At 56.2% G+C, this 16,093-nt stretch carries 16 protein-coding genes; 3 read left to right on the top strand and 13 right to left on the bottom strand.

What is annotated here, in order from left to right; all coding sequences use genetic code 11:
• Nucleotides 1–75 precede the first annotated feature (75 nt).
• The 5 genes from GG681_RS09270 to GG681_RS09255 form a co-directional block, all read right to left on the bottom strand.
• On the bottom strand, nucleotides 76–432 hold the full coding sequence (locus GG681_RS09270) for a hypothetical protein (RefSeq protein WP_153547399.1): 357 nt from the start codon (nucleotides 430–432) through the stop codon (nucleotides 76–78).
• 69 nt (nucleotides 433–501) lie between these two features.
• The gene (locus GG681_RS17705; RefSeq protein WP_194287169.1) at nucleotides 502–642 is read right to left on the bottom strand and encodes a hypothetical protein; all 141 of its coding nucleotides are present in this window, start codon (nucleotides 640–642) and stop codon (nucleotides 502–504) included.
• A 214-nt stretch (nucleotides 643–856) separates the two neighbouring features.
• Nucleotides 857–1,201 (bottom strand): DUF6497 family protein, encoded by a 345-nt coding sequence (locus tag GG681_RS09265; protein ID WP_328593324.1) that lies wholly within the window; start codon nucleotides 1,199–1,201, stop codon nucleotides 857–859.
• A 328-nt stretch (nucleotides 1,202–1,529) separates the two neighbouring features.
• Nucleotides 1,530–1,904: a hypothetical protein gene (locus tag GG681_RS09260; RefSeq protein WP_153547388.1), complete on the bottom strand. Its 375-nt coding sequence runs from the start codon at nucleotides 1,902–1,904 to the stop codon at nucleotides 1,530–1,532.
• Nucleotides 1,905–1,993: 89 nt separating this feature from the next.
• A complete protein-coding gene (locus GG681_RS09255; protein ID WP_153547386.1) occupies nucleotides 1,994–3,526 on the bottom strand; it encodes an acyl-CoA carboxylase subunit beta in 1,533 nt (510 codons plus the stop codon).
• Between the two features lie 258 nt (nucleotides 3,527–3,784).
• Here GG681_RS09255 and GG681_RS09250 point away from each other — a divergent pair, with 258 nt between their 5' ends.
• Together GG681_RS09250 and GG681_RS09245 are read left to right on the top strand one after the other, a co-directional pair.
• The gene (locus GG681_RS09250) at nucleotides 3,785–4,978 is read left to right on the top strand and encodes a multidrug effflux MFS transporter (protein ID WP_153547384.1); all 1,194 of its coding nucleotides are present in this window, start codon (nucleotides 3,785–3,787) and stop codon (nucleotides 4,976–4,978) included.
• An 88-nt stretch (nucleotides 4,979–5,066) separates the two neighbouring features.
• Nucleotides 5,067–6,467: a helix-turn-helix domain-containing protein gene (locus tag GG681_RS09245; protein WP_153547382.1), complete on the top strand. Its 1,401-nt coding sequence runs from the start codon at nucleotides 5,067–5,069 to the stop codon at nucleotides 6,465–6,467.
• Nucleotides 6,468–6,565: 98 nt separating this feature from the next.
• Here GG681_RS09245 and GG681_RS09240 read toward each other — a convergent pair whose 3' ends face one another.
• The 5 genes from GG681_RS09240 to GG681_RS09220 all read right to left on the bottom strand — a co-directional run bounded on the left by GG681_RS09240 (nucleotide 6,566) and on the right by GG681_RS09220 (nucleotide 12,523).
• Nucleotides 6,566–6,805: a YdcH family protein gene (locus tag GG681_RS09240; RefSeq protein ID WP_153547380.1), complete on the bottom strand. Its 240-nt coding sequence runs from the start codon at nucleotides 6,803–6,805 to the stop codon at nucleotides 6,566–6,568.
• Nucleotides 6,806–6,925: 120 nt separating this feature from the next.
• Entirely contained in the window at nucleotides 6,926–7,855 is a 930-nt protein-coding gene (locus tag GG681_RS09235) for a hypothetical protein (protein ID WP_153547378.1), read from the bottom strand.
• A 120-nt stretch (nucleotides 7,856–7,975) separates the two neighbouring features.
• Nucleotides 7,976–9,631, bottom strand: a complete 1,656-nt coding sequence (gene betA / locus GG681_RS09230) for a choline dehydrogenase (protein ID WP_153547376.1) — start codon at nucleotides 9,629–9,631, stop codon at nucleotides 7,976–7,978.
• 91 nt (nucleotides 9,632–9,722) lie between these two features.
• Complete coding sequence (betB, locus tag GG681_RS09225) at nucleotides 9,723–11,180, bottom strand: betaine-aldehyde dehydrogenase (RefSeq protein ID WP_153547374.1); 1,458 nt, start codon at nucleotides 11,178–11,180, stop codon at nucleotides 9,723–9,725.
• A 134-nt stretch (nucleotides 11,181–11,314) separates the two neighbouring features.
• On the bottom strand, nucleotides 11,315–12,523 hold the full coding sequence (locus tag GG681_RS09220) for a BCCT family transporter (protein WP_153547372.1): 1,209 nt from the start codon (nucleotides 12,521–12,523) through the stop codon (nucleotides 11,315–11,317).
• Nucleotides 12,524–12,703: 180 nt separating this feature from the next.
• Here GG681_RS09220 and betI point away from each other — a divergent pair, with 180 nt between their 5' ends.
• The gene (betI, locus tag GG681_RS09215; RefSeq protein WP_153547370.1) at nucleotides 12,704–13,279 is read left to right on the top strand and encodes a choline-binding transcriptional repressor BetI; all 576 of its coding nucleotides are present in this window, start codon (nucleotides 12,704–12,706) and stop codon (nucleotides 13,277–13,279) included.
• Here betI and GG681_RS09210 read toward each other — a convergent pair.
• From GG681_RS09210 to GG681_RS09200, 3 genes are all read right to left on the bottom strand, one after another.
• Nucleotides 13,276–14,217 carry a DUF1036 domain-containing protein gene (locus GG681_RS09210; protein WP_194287168.1) on the bottom strand — a complete coding sequence of 314 codons (942 nt, stop codon included), beginning with the start codon at nucleotides 14,215–14,217 and terminating at the stop codon, nucleotides 13,276–13,278. The two genes, betI and GG681_RS09210, sit on opposite strands and share 4 nt — an antisense overlap.
• Before the next feature lie 208 nt (nucleotides 14,218–14,425).
• On the bottom strand, nucleotides 14,426–15,331 hold the full coding sequence (locus tag GG681_RS09205) for a DMT family transporter (RefSeq protein ID WP_235899832.1): 906 nt from the start codon (nucleotides 15,329–15,331) through the stop codon (nucleotides 14,426–14,428).
• A gap of 107 nt (nucleotides 15,332–15,438) precedes the next feature.
• Complete coding sequence (locus GG681_RS09200) at nucleotides 15,439–16,059, bottom strand: LysE/ArgO family amino acid transporter (protein WP_153547366.1); 621 nt, start codon at nucleotides 16,057–16,059, stop codon at nucleotides 15,439–15,441.
• Nucleotides 16,060–16,093 lie beyond the last annotated feature (34 nt).

Raw genomic sequence — 16,093 nt, 5'->3', positions numbered from 1 at the left:
GAACCGGCTGGCGCGCGAAATCGCGCGCCGCCACAGCACGGCAGGCCCGTAGGATATGGGTCTGCCGCTGCCGCATCAGATCGCACTCCCGTCAAAGATTTCCGGGAAGGCAATCCGCGCTGCATTCTCATCGATTTGCAGCAACGCATCATAGTCGGTTGGATCAAAGTCTTCTTCGACCGCAACAACCTCTTGGCCAAACAGCCAGCTCAGACGGCCTGCGTCGAGGTTGCCACGTTCAAACGGCTCTGCGCCAAAGTGTTCCCACAACGCCTGCATAAAAGCCGCATCGGCACGGCGGTCTGCCGGTTTACGATCGCGAAAGCGCTCACGCGTGGTGAGAGGGGTTGCGCCTTTTGGATTGGCGCGGCGAATTGTGAATTGGAAATCAGTGCCGGCCAGACGGCCGGGGAATCCGCGGTGTTTTAGCATGGTGGTGCCTTTCGTCCGGCACCCCGCGGAGCGGCTGGGGCCGGCCGCAGGGCCGGACCCCTGAAGGGTTTATTTGTATTTGCCGGTGAATGTCGGCTCTTGCGAGATGGGCTCGGGCTCGACAACGACAAATTCTTCCTGACGGCTGCCACATGCGGCAACGGCTGCAAGAACGCCAACAAGGGCGAACAGTTTGATGCTCTTGGACATTTCAGTCTCCTGGTAACTTCTGTGAAACCGGCGAAGCCCAAAGGTTCCGCACGCCTCAACAATCGATTGCGAGCAAAATCATCAATGCTCGGCGCGATCTTACATGAGGTGTTTAAAAATAAACATACCCGCATCACCGCTCGACACGCCTGTGACGGCAAAGCCGCAAAAAACTGCCTAAAGCTCTCCCTATGCCCAAGATATTGAGGTCCCATCAAAATGCCTCCCATATGCAGGTGGCATTTGCGCTGCTGAACAGCTCAAAATACTGCGTGGCTTCCGGCGCAATCTCGCCAAATGGCACCGCGCGATCCGCAAGAGAGATGGCAATGCGCTCCGGATGCAGCGCATGGTCGCTCAGATAGGGCAATGCCACGCTCGCGCACAGATGCGCCATATCAGCCTCTGCAGCGGCCTGAGCGCCCGCAGGCAGGTCAGGTGCAACAAAACGAAATCTAAGCCACAGATCGCCCGGAGCCTCATCCGCAAGAACCTCATGCAGATACACCGGCTGCGCCGAAGGAACGGCAAGCTGATCAACGGGGGCATTCGCCAGCACAAGCGGCTGCGCGCTTGCGGAAGGCAAACAACCAAAAGTGGTAAGAAACGCCACTGCGGTAAGAGTAAAACCGCAGCCCCGGCACCCTGCAATAGGGCCTCCTCCAGCCGGGGCTGCAGGCGCTGCGCTGGCCGCGCGCGCTATGCTGTTATGGCGTAGCGTGATCATGGCCGTGATTCGTATGTATTGTCAAACACTGTGACGACTCGCCACAGATTTTTACGTGTTTTTACGGTAGTCCCCTCACCCAGGACGGAAGTACCGCATAGGTTGATAGTACCTTTGCGATCAATGGGATAGGTAACAAAAACATGACATTGCGAATACATCATTGGTTGTCCTCCTTTCCCTGATTCGAAAACTGATTCGAACGATTGGCCTGGGCGATCCAACGGGCGCGCTTGGATTGATTTTGCAAAAGCTCTGCCACAGTGGCCGCCGCATTGGGTGGCACAACGCCATTGACTGCGCCGCCAGCCCGCACCTGCCAGCCGCCGTCATGCGCCCGCAGCTCCACCACGGGCGCAAAGCCGCGCACCCCCTGCAACAGCCGCCACATGTCCTGACGGATCTGATGCGCATAGCGCAGCGGATCACCGGTAGGCAGCGCGCCATCGGCGACGATATCAAACCGTGCAGGCGACAGGCGGCTCAGGGTGAGCGCCTTATCTGTACGGTGGATATGCCAGGGTTTACGGGTCATGCGGGTTTAGCCCAACTTAAAGCAGGAAGGATCGCTCTGGGAGAACTGGGAGGCGGCCAGCACAGCAAGCCGCCTCAGATTCACGCCGCTCAGAGCGGAATGTTGTCGTGTTTCTTCCACGGGTTTTCGAGCTTCTTATTGCGAAGGCTCGCAAACGCGCGGGCAACACGGCGGCGGGTGGATTTCGGCTGGATCACCTCATCGATGAAGCCACGCTCTGCTGCCACAAACGGGTTGGCAAAACGGTCTTCATAGTCTGCGGTATGGGCCGCGATCTTATCCGCATCCCCCAGATCAGCACGGTGGATGATCTCGGTTGCGCCTTTGGCCCCCATCACCGCGATTTCCGCAGTGGGCCAAGCGTAGTTGAAATCACCGCGCAGGTGCTTGGACGCCATAACGTCATAAGCGCCGCCATAGGCCTTACGGGTGATCAGGGTCACTTTTGGCACCGTGGCTTCGCCATAGGCAAACAGAAGCTTTGCACCGTGTTTGATCACGCCGCCATATTCCTGGCTGGTGCCCGGCAGGAAGCCAGGAACATCAACAAGGGTAAGGATCGGGATTTCAAAACAGTCGCAGAAGCGCACAAAACGCGCAGCCTTGCGGGAGCTGTCGATATCAAGGCAGCCTGCGAGCACCATTGGCTGGTTGGCAACCACACCCACGGTCTGACCTTCGAGACGGATGAAGCCGGTGATGATATTGCCAGCGTAGTCTTCCTGGATCTCGTAGAAATCACCTTCGTCGGCAACCTTATGAATCAGCTCTTTCATGTCGTAGGGCTGGTTCGGGTTGTCCGGGATCAGCGTATCAAGGCTGGTCTCAATGCGGGCGGGTTCATCAAAGAACGGGCGCACCGGTGCTTTTTCACGGTTGTTGAGCGGCAGGAAGTCGACCAGACGGCGCACTTCGGCCAGGGCTTCGACGTCGTTTTCAAAGGCCCCATCTGCAACAGAAGATTTTTTAGTGTGGGTCGACGCGCCGCCAAGCTCTTCGGCGGTGACAACCTCATTGGTGACGGTTTTTACAACATCCGGACCAGTGACGAACATGTAGGATGTGTCTTTGACCATAAAGATGAAGTCGGTCATCGCAGGCGAATAAACCGCACCACCGGCACAGGGGCCCATGATCACAGAAATCTGCGGCACAACGCCAGACGCCATAATGTTGCGTTGGAAGATTTCCGCATAACCCGCAAGCGCGTCAACACCTTCCTGAATACGCGCCCCGCCAGAGTCATTCAGACCAATGATCGGCGCACCGTTTTGTACCGCCATATCCTGGATCTTGCAGATCTTCTGCGCATGGGTGGCGGAAACCGAACCGCCAAGAACGGTGAAGTCCTGGCTGAAGACATAGACCTGACGGCCATTGATGGTGCCCCAGCCGGTGATCACACCGTCACCTGCGGGCTGATTGTCTTCCATGCCAAAATCGGTACAGCGGTGCGACACGAACATGTCGAACTCTTCAAAGCTGTCTGCGTCCAGCAGCAATTCAATACGTTCGCGCGCGGTCAGTTTGCCGCGACCATGCTGGGCGTCGATCCGTTTCTGTCCGCCCCCAAGGCGCGCCTCAGAACGGCGATCTTCCAACTCAGCAAGAATGTCTTTCATGGCCCGTGTCCCTCCTACAATCTTCCAAGGACCATAGACGGGAGGCTTGCCAGACCAAAGACAAAACTGGCAAATTTGCAAATAGTTCGCGAAGTCGTCCAGCTAATTTGAATAACTGCAAATTATCTATAAATAACACCCCATTATTCCACAGGGTCCTGCGCGGCAAAGCACAGTGATTTATCTTGCCAAGTCAACTATAACGCCTGCACAGTGCTCCTACACTATTTACCTTGTTAAACACAACCACGAGCCAATATGCCCGCCAGAACGCCCCCTCATATTGTCACGCTCATCCTGCTGTCAGGGATTGCGGCGCTGAACATGAATATTTTCATCCCGTCGCTGTCGAATATGGCAAATGAATTTGGGGTGGAATACCGGGTGATTCAATTGTCGATCTCGCTCTATCTGGCGCTGAGTGCGGTGGTGCAAATGGTGATCGGACCGGTGTCTGATAAATGGGGACGCCGCCCGATCCTGCTGTGGAGCCTTTTCATCTTTGTGCTGATGACATTGGGATGCATTCTTGCCCCAACCGCCGGATCCTTTCTGTTTTTCCGCATGGGCCAAGCGGTTGTTGCCACCTCGCTGGCGCTGAGCCGTGCAGCGGTGCGCGATATCTATGACACCGAACAGGCCGCCAGCCGCATCGCCTATGTCACTATGGGCATGGCGCTGGTGCCGATGTTCAGCCCTGCAATTGGTGGTTGGATTGATGACAGGTTTGATTGGGTCGCAAGCTTCTGGGTACTTTTGGTGCTGGGCGCGGGCGCGCTGGCGCTGACCTATCTGGATTTTGGCGAGACCAAACAAAAAAGCGGGCTAAGCCTGTTTGAGCAGTTTCGCGAATATGGTGAACTGCTGCGCGCACCGCGGTTCTGGGGGTATGCGCTTGCATCGGGTCTGTCGTCAGGGACCTTCTTTGCTTACCTCGGCGGCGCGTCTTTTGTTGGGATTGATATCTACGGGCTTGATACCAAGATGCTGGGCTGGATGATGTCTGCACCTGCGGTGGGCTATTTCATCGGCAATTTTATGGCCGGGCGATTTTCCCGATACATCGGGCTGAACCGGATGATCATGCTTGGCTGTCTGACCAATCTTTTTGGCGGCCTGGCCTCACTGGTGTTGGTGATGCACGGCGACGCCACCGTCTACACCTTCTTTGGGCTGATGGTTTTTGTTGGGCTGGGCAATGGCATGTGCATTCCAAACGCAACCGCGGGCGCTATTTCGGTACGCCCCCATCTCGCAGGCAGCGCATCCGGCCTGTCGGGCGCGGTGATGATTGGGGTCGGCGCTGCGTTGGCTGCATTGGCCGGGCGTGTGCTTGTTGCAGGTTCAAGCCCGCTGCCGCTTTTGTTGATCATGTGCGTCACGGCATTTGCAGGCGTTCTGGCCATAATCTGGGTAATACGACGTGAACGCGCCCTGAGCCTTGTTGCATAACCCCATCTGCAACCTAAGCTTGGGTTGCATCAGCAAGTTTGCAAATATACAAATACCCCGACGGTAATTTGCAAAGGCAGCGTTAAATATGGCAACCCAGAAACTCTATGCCGGGGCAAAGCTGCGCGAAATGCGCACAAAGCTCAATCTCACGCAAAAAGAGTTTGCCGCCAAACTGGGCGTATCGCTCCCCTATCTGAACCAGATGGAAAACAACAACCGACCGGTTTCCACCACGGTTGTTCTGGCGCTTGCACAGGAATTTGGCCTTGATGTCACCGAGCTGTCGACCGGCGACAGCGAACGCCTTGTCAGTGATATGCGCGAGGCCCTTGCAGACCCAGTGTTTTCGGAAGCCATGCCGCCGGTGGCGGATCTGCGTCTGGCTGCATCTAACGCGCCAGCGCTGGCGCGGGCCTTTCTGGCACTGCATCAGGCCTATCGCCAGAACCATGAACGCCTCGCCTCATTGGATGAAGCATTGGGGCGTGAAGATGCGCGCATTCAAGCGAGCCCCTGGGAAGAGGTGCGCGATTTTTTCCACTATTGCGACAACTATATTGATGCGGTGGACCACGCAGCGGAGCATTTCAGCCTGGGCGCCAATTCCCCCAGCGAGATCCGCACCCGCGCCATAGAAGCGTTGGAGCAGTTGGGTGTGCAGGTTGAACTGGGTGATATGGAAGGGGTGCGCCGTTATGATGAAAAGCAAAAACTGCTACAGCTGTCGCAACTCAGCCCGCCAGAAACGCAGGTGTTTCAACTGCTGATGCAGCTTGCGCTGTTGCGGCGCAATGATCTGCTGGAAGCGACACTGGATTTTGCCCGTTTCCAAAGTGAAGAAGCCCGCGCCATCGCAAAAATTGGTCTGGCGAATTATTTCGCCGGTGCGGCGTTGATGCCTTATGCGCGTTTTCTGGCGCAGGCACAGGAGGATCGCCATGATCTGGAGCGGCTGTCGACCCGTTTTGGCGCTTCAATCGAACAGGTCGCGCATCGTTTATCGACGCTGCAACGCCCCGGCGCCAAAGGCGTGCCGTTTTTCTTTGTGCGGGTGGATCAGGCGGGCACCATCACCAAACGCCACTCTGCCACCCGGCTGCAGTTTGCCCGGTTTGGCGGCGCTTGCCCGTTGTGGAACGTGCACCGCGCTTTTGAAACGCCGGGGCAGTTTCTGCGCCAGCTCGCCACCACCCCAGACGGGGTGCGTTATATTTCACTGGCGCGAGACGTGTCGAAATCTTCGGGCCGCTTTGGTGCGCCGCTGCGTCGCTATGCAATTGCACTGGGCTGTGAAGTGAAACATGCAGGGCTTTTGGTCTATGCGGATGGTATGGATGTTGCCAACAGCAATGCCTATGAACCAATTGGGATTTCCTGCCGCATTTGCGAGCGCCGCACCTGCCACCAGCGTTCAGTGCCGCCACTAGAGCGTCGCCTGCATGTGGATACCAACCAGCGTGGCACCCTGCCCTACGAAGTGAATTGACACCTCACCAAACAAACAGGCTGCCCTAAGGAAAACGGCCAAAGAAAACGGCACCAGACAATATCTGATGCCATTGACAGCCCCTAACAGAGAGAGGCTTAGGCCTTGGACAGGATGGACCAGATTTCATCCTTCAGCGCGGCGCGTTGCTTGCGCAGGTCTGTTTCGGCTTCCTGGCTGATCGGCTGAACATTGGTTTCAGCCCGATGCACGGCGCGGTTCACCTCATGATATTTGTCGGCCAGGTGGGCAAAATGCTTATCAGAGGCTTTCAGCGCGCTGATCGCGTCTACTTTGTCCGGGAATTCCACGGCCAGTTCATGGGGTGTATGGGACATCTGCGTTCTCCTTTTTGTTCGCTCAAAAAGAAGGTAGCAGCAGCGCTGAAACCCCGATTTGATCCCGGTCAAATGAAGTAAAAAAGAGGCGTATGGAACGCCTCTTTTGATCGCACCCGCTCATTCGGCGGCAATGAGCGCCACCTCTGTGGCAGTGGTGTTATAGGGTAAAATGATGATGTCTTTGGGGTCCACGTTCAACTGCAGTTCCGTTGGCGACAGCACCGAGATCACATTGTGGAAATGGGCGTCATAGTCGTCGGGCAAAAACATACGGTCATCACGATCACGCGGATCCCGGCGCAGCCAGTCATCAAAGCCAGAAAGATCGTAAAATTCCGAGCTGAAATAGCTGTGCAGACGACGAAACAATTTCGGCCAGATCACCAAGTCCTGATAGGTTTCTGGCGTCACCTCTACTGGCGTATTAGGCGCGGATTGATCTTGGGCATAAAGCCCACGTTCAGCGCGCCGGGCATCGTCAGAGACCTCGGCCAAAATGCGACTGATGGAAATCGGTAGCGAGCGGTAAAACAGCGGATAAGACTGGCCCGCGCTCAAGCTGACGTAGTTGAAACTTTGCGCCAGAAGCTCCGGCTCCAGATGAAGCACAGCGCCATCTTGCAGATCCGTCTCCCCCAGAAAGACAAACGAAATCGCACGGCCAAACGGATCCAGCCCTTTGGAGAGAATATAGCCGCGTACTGGATTGTGCTCGACCGATTGAACCTTATGCGGGCGATCTTCCCAGTATTCAACCGCACCAAAACCTGCCCATGTCAGCAGATAGTCACGCGAGGCTTTTGCAAATTCGAGGTTTTGATGGCCACCTTCAAAATGGGTCTCAAGCGCGTCCATCCCTTCAAAGCGCAGGTTCAGCATGTCGCGGCCGTTGAAATCAGGCTCGCGCTGACCCGCCACCCAAAGCCCTTCGATCAGGGCGCGATTGTCTGGCTCGAATTTAAGCGTATCCCCATCGGGTTCAGGACCTTGCTTGGGAATATCCGGGTAGAAGATATGAAATTCACCTTTGATGACTTGATATGGCATAGCAGCTTTCACCTGATAAATTACAATAGGTGAAGGCTAGTCAGCGGCGGTGCGCAGCAGCAATAAAAAACCCTCTTGCGCAGGGCGAGAGGGTTTCCCGTTTGTTGTTTTAACGCTGTGCTAGCGCTGGCTTTCTGCCCAATTGGGATTGAACCAGGCTTCGGCGTTCGACGACGGCAGACGGCGACCCAGAATGTGATCTGATGCCTTTTCGCCAGTCATGATCGAGGGCCCGTTGAGATTGCCGTTGGTGATGCGCGGGAAGATTGAGCTGTCAGCAACCCGCAGCCCTTCAACCCCAATCACCCGGCATTCGGGATCAACCACCGCCATTGGGTCATCCGCCGCACCCATTTTGCAGGTGCCGCAGGGGTGATAGGCGCTTTCGGCGTGTTCGCGGATAAAGCCATCCAGCTCATCATCGCTTTGCAGCGCATCGCCCGGTTGGATTTCGTGTTTGATGAAAGGTGTTATTGCATCCTGACCAAAGATTTCCCGCGTGAGGCGGATACATTTGCGGAAATCGATCCAATCCTGTTCGGTCGACATATAGTTGAAGAAGATATTGGGATCGGCATTGGGATCGCTTGACGCCAGTGTGACAGCGCCGCGCGACGGGGAACGCATGGGGCCAACATGGGCCTGAAACCCATGTCCTTCGGCCGCGGCCTGCCCATCATAGCGCACCGCAATTGGCAGGAAATGATATTGGATGTCCGGGTATTCCACGCCCTTGCCTGAACGAATGAAGGCTGCGCTTTCAAACTGGTTTGAGGCTCCAAGACCCGTTTTGGTCAACATCCATTGCGCCCCCACCCAGGCCTTGCCAAAAAGGTTCCAGTATTTGAACAAGGTGATCGGCTGCGTGCAGGCGTATTGGAAATAGAACTCAAGGTGATCTTGCAGGTTCTGGCCTACACCGGGGCGGTCGGCGATCACCTCAATGCCATGCTCGGCCAGATGCGCGGCCGGACCAATGCCCGAAAGCATCAACAGCTTGGGCGAGTTTAGCGAAGACGCCGACAGGATCACCTCGGCGTTTGCGCGGATCACTTCGATCTTGCCACCACGCTCTACCTCAACGCCAACGGCGCGCCCGTCTTCGATCGCCACTTTGCGTGCCAGCGCGCGGATCAGGGTGCAATTGTCGCGTTTAAGCGCAGGTTTCAGATAGGCATTAGCAGCAGACCAGCGCTGACCTCTGTAGACGGTCATCTCCATCGGGCCAAAGCCCTCTTGCTGCTCACCGTTGTAATCCGAGGTCACCGGGTATCCGGCCTGTTCACCGGCTTTGACAAAGGCTGCATGCAGCGGGTTGTCGCGCGGGCCGCGCGAAATATGCAAAGGCCCATCCTTGCCGCGCCAATCGGGATCACCGCCCTGGCCGCAATCGTGCCAGGTTTCCATCCGTTTGAAATAGGGCAGCACATCCGCATAAGACCAGCCTTGCGCGCCCGCTTCCGCCCAGTGATTATAATCCCCTGCGTGACCGCGCACATAGACCATGCCGTTGATCGAAGACGATCCGCCAATGACCTTGCCGCGCGGGGTGACCAGCTGGCGATTGCCAAGGCCCGGCTCCGGCTGGGATTTATAACCCCAGTCGTAACGCGCCATATTCATCGGATAAGACAATGCGCCGGGCATCTGGATAAACGGCCCCGCATCCGAGCCGCCATGTTCGATCACCAGAACCTTCTTGCCCGCTTCCGACAGGCGATAGGCCATGGCACAGCCGGCGCTCCCTGCTCCAACAATCACATAATCGGCGTTCATCGTCTTTGTTACCTATTGTTCTGGCTATTTGCTGGCCCCGTCGCCCTTTCGAGCGCCGGGGTGAGCGGGTGGGAGGTGCTTGAAAGGGCGATTAAAACGCCGCTTCCACGTCCCCCATGCGCACGTAAACCGATTTGACCTGGCTGTAGTGCTGGATGGCTTCTTTGGAGTTTTCACGCCCAACACCCGAGGCTTTCACCCCGCCAAAAGGTGCTTCAACCGGGGCGTCATTATATGAGTTGATAAAGCAGCTGCCTGCTTCCAGCGCGCCAATAACCCGGTGGCCGCGGCTCAGATCCTTGGTGAAGACACCGGCAGACAGGCCAAACTCGGTGGCGTTGGCACGGGCGATCACCTCATCTTCGGTGTCGAAATCAAGCACCGCCATCACCGGGCCAAAGATCTCTTCGCGGGCGATCACCATATCATCGCTGACATCGGCAAACACGGTGGGGGCGATGAAATAGCCATCCATTTCGACACGTTCGCCACCACAGATCAGGCGCGCACCTTCTGATTTGCCCTGCTCGATATAGTTCAAAACGATGTTCATCTGGTTTTCTGACACCATCGGACCAAAGTTTGTTGCCTCATCGAGAGGATCCCCCAGCACCGCGCCTTTGACACGCTCTGCCAGACGGGTGAGGAATTTTTCCTTGATGTCTTTGTGCACAAACACGCGGGTGCCGTTGGAGCACACCTGACCCGACGAATAGAAATTGCCGTTGATCGCGCCGCCAACTGCGTTTTCGATGTCCGCATCTTCAAACACGATCATGGGTGATTTGCCGCCAAGCTCCATGGTGACGTGTTTCATCTCGGCGGCGGCGGCGGCGTAGACCTTTTTGCCGGTGGGCACCGACCCTGTAAGCGAGACTTTGTCCACGCGCGGATCTGTCACCAGCGCGCCGCCCACTTCGCCCATGCCCTGCACCACATTAAACAGCCCCGCAGGCAGTCCGGCCTCATGCAGGATTTCAGCCACTTTCAAGGCACACAGCGGCGTGGTTTCCGAGGGTTTGAACACCATCGCATTGCCGCAGGCCAAGGCAGGCGCGGCCTTCCAGCAAGCAATCTGGGTCGGGTAGTTCCAGGCACCAATGCCCACACAAAGCCCCAGAGGCTCGCGTTTGGTATAAACCCAGTCATCGCCCAAAGGGATATGCTCGCCGGTGAGGCTTGCCGTCAGGCCGCCAAAATATTCCAGCGCATCCGCACCAGAGGTCGCATCGGCCACCAGGGTTTCCTGCAGCGGTTTGCCAGTGTCATATGTTTCCAGCACCGAAAGCGCATGGTTGCGATCGCGGATCATGTCGGCGGCACGGCGCAGGATGCGGCCACGTTCGGTGCCGGTCATCTTGCCCCAGGCCTTTTGGGCCGCTTTGGCCGAAGACAGCGCCTGTTCTACAATCGCGGGCGTCGCCGCGTGTACGGTCGCGATACGTTCGCCGGTGGCGGCATAGATCACCGGGATCTCAGCACCGGCGGTATCTTCGACATATGCGCCATTGATAAAATGGCTGGCGACGGGTTGGGCCATATGGGTCATATCGCTGTCTTTCTTATTCAAAGCTGCAGGCCGGGTGGGTCCGGGTTGTGGAGAGCATACCAAAGCGAGATGACGGTCCTGTTTCTCGCTTTGGTATGCTCCTGCGTCGCCAAGAACGACGCAGGAACTGCGGGTTAATGGGCGGTTTCGATACGGTTGTAATCGAGGGTGTTTTCCTCAGGTGAGGCTGTGATCGCCATGACCTCTTTGCGCTTTTTCAGCACGATATAGGCAAGACAAGACACATAAAGCCCGATCACCACGCCGCCGATCCAATGGATCTGCAGCCACTGGCTTTGGAACGCGAGCGTCAGACCAAAAAGCACCAGCGCGTTGCCAAGCACATACGGCACAGTGCCGAAGCGTTCAGCCGAGAGGTTCAGGTTGTCGGTATAAAGCCGAATGAGCGAGTCAAACGAGTTGATCACAAACAGAATACCCACTGCCGCCATGGAGATATTGATCATGGTGGTCGTGGCGATTTCATTCAGGTGGTAATAGTAAAGCACCGAGAACCACACCGCGAGCGGGATCGACGGGAACACCAGCAAGGATGCCAGCACCTGCCAGGTCTTGAGGCCACCCACAAAGCGCGAGGTGAACTGACCAATCATGATCGACCATGCAAACCACCAGAACAGGTAGAATTCATGGTAATCAGTGAGCGGCAGGATGAATTTGTGGATATTGGCAAAATAGCCGCCAACATTGGAGGCTGTGTCCACAAAAGCCCCGAGCCCCATGCCCGCATAGGCCCACATGCCAAGGATCAGCGCCATAAACAGAAAGCTGGAGCCAACCGACAGGATGCGCACATATTTGATATGGGTTGAGGAAAAGGCGGCAAACAGGATCACCAGGAAGGCCACCGCATAAAACGCCGGGATCACGGTTTCCCCGTCGCCCACAAAGGTTGCGTAATACGGAAGGTAGATCAGGAACAACGCGCCGGTAAAGGCACAGGTGCCGATAATGACGATATTGTTGATCAGTTTGACCAGCGGAATTTCAAAGAACTTCACCTTGGGTTCGATGACGCAAAAGTAAAACGTCGTCAGGAAGTAAAAGCCCCAGATCAGAAAGCCCCAGAAGCCAAATTCAAGCGCCAGAGGGTTGGTGAACCCATAGGCAGGCTCGGCGGCTGTGTCCGCATAGAGCGGGAAGTCAAATGCGAGCGGGAACATGATCAGCCCCACATCAAGCCCTGATGTGAACAGGATCGCAATAAAGGTGAAAAGCGGCACGGGCGTTACCCCCACCACCGAGACATTCCACCATTTCAGTGTGCAGAAAATCACCAGGCCTAAGGCCAGCAAAATCCCGAAGGAAATTAAAAGGGTCATCAAGTCCTCCCTGTTGTTGTGCTCTGGCCGGGCGGCTGCCCGGCATGGCTGTTTTGGACTTGGAGAGATGTCGTAGCAGAATTATGTGAATATATAAATCATTTTTTAAATGGCCATTTAAGTTTTGATCTCTCCGATCAAGCATTGCGTGGTTTTTCCAATGCGCTAAAACTCGGATTCATGGGCAGGAAACGTATTCGCGACATTCGCAACGAAGAATTGATAGAGGCCACCATCGTGGCGGTGCATCGCCACGGCTACAGCGTTGTGACGATGGCAGAAATCGCGCGCGAGGCAGATGCATCCGCCGCGTCGATCAACTATTATTTCGGCAGCAAAGAGGGGTTGATGGAGGCCACAATGCGGCACCTCCTCACCAAGCTGCGACACGCGATGATAGCGGGATATGCAAAGGCCGAGACGCCGAAAGAACGGCTTTATGCGGTGATGGATGCGAATTTTGACGATGCTTTATTCACCGTTGAGCAGTGCAGCATCTGGATGCAATTCTGGGCAAACGCGCCCTACTCTACCCGTCTTTCGCGACTGCATCGAATCAACCGCGCTCGGGTGCGCAGTCATTTTCTCGCTGAGCTGCGCCAGCTGTTGCCCGCGGAACAGATTGGCCCTGCGCGTCTGGCCTTGCAAAGCTACATGGATGGTGTGTGGCTAGAGGCGGCGCAATCAGAAGAGCCAGTAAAGCCGCAAGATGCGCGTAACGCGGCGCATCAGGTGCTGGATCTGGTGGTCCGTTAAGGGCGGTGAAACGCGAGGCTGCGACCGCTGGATAAGAACTGCAGCACCAGACGGTCTTCTGTCAGCTCTTCGACCAGATAACACAGACCGCCAGATTCATCCTTGTTCCAAGAATACAGCGCGAGCCCGTCGAATTCATAGTCCTGACAGCTTGGTCCAATTGAGAAAAACTCGTTAGAGGTCGCGATCCCGGCATAGACATTGGCGCGGGTGGCACCTGCAACTGTAAAATGATCATTTTCGTCGGCATCCGACACCCAGCTGCCTTGCAGGGCAATCAACATTTGATGGGCGGCATCCGAAGGGCGTGATTTCAACGCCGTCAGCTTAAGCTCAAAGGTGGTGTTGAGATCGTTGAGGACCTCCCCCTCAAGCGCCACTGGTGTACCACTTTTGAGACTGTCGAGCCGAGACAGAACGTCTGCGCTGGTATTTGCGTTGCTGCGGACGATAATTTCCTGAGACGGTCCAACAAAACAACACCGCTTATCGCCGCGAACACCATCCTGTTTACAGGACTGAAAGACCGCATTCACTTGGATCGCGCGCGATGTGCTGTTCATCTCCGTTTTGAGAAACTGAGACAAGTTGACTGTGGCGTCGCGCGTGTCTCTGCCCACATCAATCCGGGCGTATTCCAGTGGCCGCGCCTTTTGTTGATGACAATCACGGCTGCCCGTTGTCTGGAACTGATCCTGCCTGCTGGTACAGAACCGAACCGACGTGTGCAGAAAGGTTTCGTCGCGATCACGGAGCCTGAGATAGTAAAAACGCGATTGCAGCGGCCCATCCAGCAGCGTTTCGCAACTGTCGGGGGCGATCTCACGCCAGCCATTTACCCGCCACGCGCCAGCCGCCTTTTGAACAAAGGCAACAGATTGCGCGGTATTGGTATCGTTACACGCCTCAAACCCGGCCTGCGCTGAAACTGGTGACAAAATGCCAACCGCCCAAAGACAGGCAGCCCATAGCATTTTTATGGTGTGACAACGCATTTTATCCCCTTTCCCCGGGGTTTTACGATACGATTCACTTGTAACAAAGTTACGACGGTGAATTTGGCAGGCAATACAATGCTTGCATAAAAATAGACTTTACATCGTGATGTCTCGCTAAAATTCCATCCCGAAAAAGGAGGCGGAGCCGCTACAAACGCCCACGCTGTTTCAAGACCGCCTCGCGCCAGCTGATATAGGTGATACAGGCAAGGATCAGCATCGCACCAGAGATGACCCAAGGGTCTATTGCCTCTTCAAAAAACAGCACCCCAATAAGTGTGGCCCAGACCAGTTGCAGGAAAGTCACCGGCTGACTTACGGCGACAGGCGCTGCGGCAAAGGACAACATCATTGTGTAATGTCCCAATGTGGCAAAGCAGGCGACCAGAAACAGCAGCGCCACATCTGTGATGCTGGGCGTCACCCAGTTCATCAGCGCAAATGGGCATAGGGCAATCGCCACCCAGACCGTTAGCATGGCCACAATCATCGAAGGGCTGGCAGAGCGCACCGCATATTTGGCCATCAGATGGGACACACCAAAGGCAAAAGCGGTGCCAAGCATCGTCAGATGCCCCGGTTCAATCGCGCGCACGCCGGGTCTGAGAATGATCAACGCACCGATAAAAGCGATACAAATTGCTGCCATCCGGCGCAGCGCCAGACGTTCCCCCAGAAAAAGCGCCGCCCCCAGTGTGATAAAGATCGGGGTCAAATATCCAATGGCCGTGACCTCAGCGAGGGAGATCTGGCTCATGGCAAAAAACCAGCCCCCAACCCCCAGCGCATGCACAACCCCGCGAATACTCAACAGTACTTGCAGCTTTCTGCCCGCGCCTTCGCGCCACAGTTTGCCAGCAAAAGGGATCAGGAACACTGTGCCAAGCAGGTAGCGGATAAACGCGCTTTCAAACGGGGGAATGCGCCCTTGCATCGATTTGATCACAATGATGACGGCAACAAAGCAAAGACCTGTCGCAAACATCCACAGCACTGCGTGCAGCGGTTTGCTGGCGGGGCTGTCCGATGTGAAGGCCGTGTCAGCAGAGGTCATAACGTTACCTGACGGGAAAGGGCCCTTTCGCTATATGGCGCGCCCTTGCCCCCTTCAAGCTGCAATTTTTGACGGATCGCCCCGAGCAGGGCCAATTTCGCAGCGGATCACATCACAGCGCTGTAAAGCAGCCCATATGCGATGGCCCACATTACCAGCCCGATCACCACATCAAGCACCTGCCAGGCCCGCGGGCGGGTAAACAGTGGCGCAAGCAGACGCGCGCCAAAGCCAAGCAGCAGGAAAAAGCTGAAGCTGGCACAGGTGGCTCCAAGGCCAAAATACAGCGGATCAGGGTATTGAGCAGAGATAGACCCGAGCAACACCACAGTATCGAGATACACATGTGGGTTAAGCCAGGTAAGCGCCAGCGTGGTGATCAACACGGGCAACAGCGGCTGGGCTGCGGTGTCTGCCGCCTCAAGGCTGCCACCACCGCGCCATGCGCTGAGAAAACTGCGCGCGCCGTACCAGATCAGAAACGCGGCCCCACCCCAACGCATGACCTGTTCAAATCCGGGCCATGCCAGCGCAAGACTGCCAAAGCCAAACACACCTGCCAGGATCAACAGCGCATCGGATGCAGCGCAGGTCAATACCACCGGCAGCACATGCTGACGGCGCACGCCCTGGCGCAACACAAAGGCGTTTTGCGCCCCGATGGCCACAATCAGGCTAAGCCCCAACGCATAGCCTGCGGGGAAACTGGCGAAGAAATCCGTGCTCATCTTTGATCCTTGGTTGCAAATGTCAGCTTGTGAA

This window comes from Tritonibacter aquimaris, assembly GCF_009617595.1.
Classification (GTDB): domain Bacteria; phylum Pseudomonadota; class Alphaproteobacteria; order Rhodobacterales; family Rhodobacteraceae; genus Epibacterium; species Epibacterium aquimaris.
This window is presented reverse-complemented; position numbering and strand designations above follow the sequence as displayed.

What these genes read in the sequence shown, in the direction of transcription:
- GG681_RS09270 (WP_153547399.1), bottom strand. Translation starts at nt 432, where the DNA reads ATGCTAAAACACCGCGGATTCCCCGGCCGTCTGGCCGGCACTGATTTC.
- GG681_RS17705 (WP_194287169.1), bottom strand. Translation starts at nt 642, where the DNA reads ATGTCCAAGAGCATCAAACTGTTCGCCCTTGTTGGCGTTCTTGCAGCC.
- GG681_RS09260 (WP_153547388.1), bottom strand. Translation starts at nt 1,904, where the DNA reads ATGACCCGTAAACCCTGGCATATCCACCGTACAGATAAGGCGCTCACC.
- GG681_RS09255 (WP_153547386.1), bottom strand. Translation starts at nt 3,526, where the DNA reads ATGAAAGACATTCTTGCTGAGTTGGAAGATCGCCGTTCTGAGGCGCGC.
- GG681_RS09250 (WP_153547384.1), top strand. Translation starts at nt 3,785, where the DNA reads ATGCCCGCCAGAACGCCCCCTCATATTGTCACGCTCATCCTGCTGTCA.
- GG681_RS09245 (WP_153547382.1), top strand. Translation starts at nt 5,067, where the DNA reads ATGGCAACCCAGAAACTCTATGCCGGGGCAAAGCTGCGCGAAATGCGC.
- GG681_RS09240 (WP_153547380.1), bottom strand. Translation starts at nt 6,805, where the DNA reads ATGTCCCATACACCCCATGAACTGGCCGTGGAATTCCCGGACAAAGTA.
- GG681_RS09235 (WP_153547378.1), bottom strand. Translation starts at nt 7,855, where the DNA reads ATGCCATATCAAGTCATCAAAGGTGAATTTCATATCTTCTACCCGGAT.
- betA (WP_153547376.1), bottom strand. Translation starts at nt 9,631, where the DNA reads ATGAACGCCGATTATGTGATTGTTGGAGCAGGGAGCGCCGGCTGTGCC.
- betB (WP_153547374.1), bottom strand. Translation starts at nt 11,180, where the DNA reads ATGACCCATATGGCCCAACCCGTCGCCAGCCATTTTATCAATGGCGCA.
- GG681_RS09220 (WP_153547372.1), bottom strand. Translation starts at nt 12,523, where the DNA reads ATGACCCTTTTAATTTCCTTCGGGATTTTGCTGGCCTTAGGCCTGGTG.
- betI (WP_153547370.1), top strand. Translation starts at nt 12,704, where the DNA reads ATGGGCAGGAAACGTATTCGCGACATTCGCAACGAAGAATTGATAGAG.
- GG681_RS09205 (WP_235899832.1), bottom strand. Translation starts at nt 15,331, where the DNA reads ATGACCTCTGCTGACACGGCCTTCACATCGGACAGCCCCGCCAGCAAA.
- GG681_RS09200 (WP_153547366.1), bottom strand. Translation starts at nt 16,059, where the DNA reads ATGAGCACGGATTTCTTCGCCAGTTTCCCCGCAGGCTATGCGTTGGGG.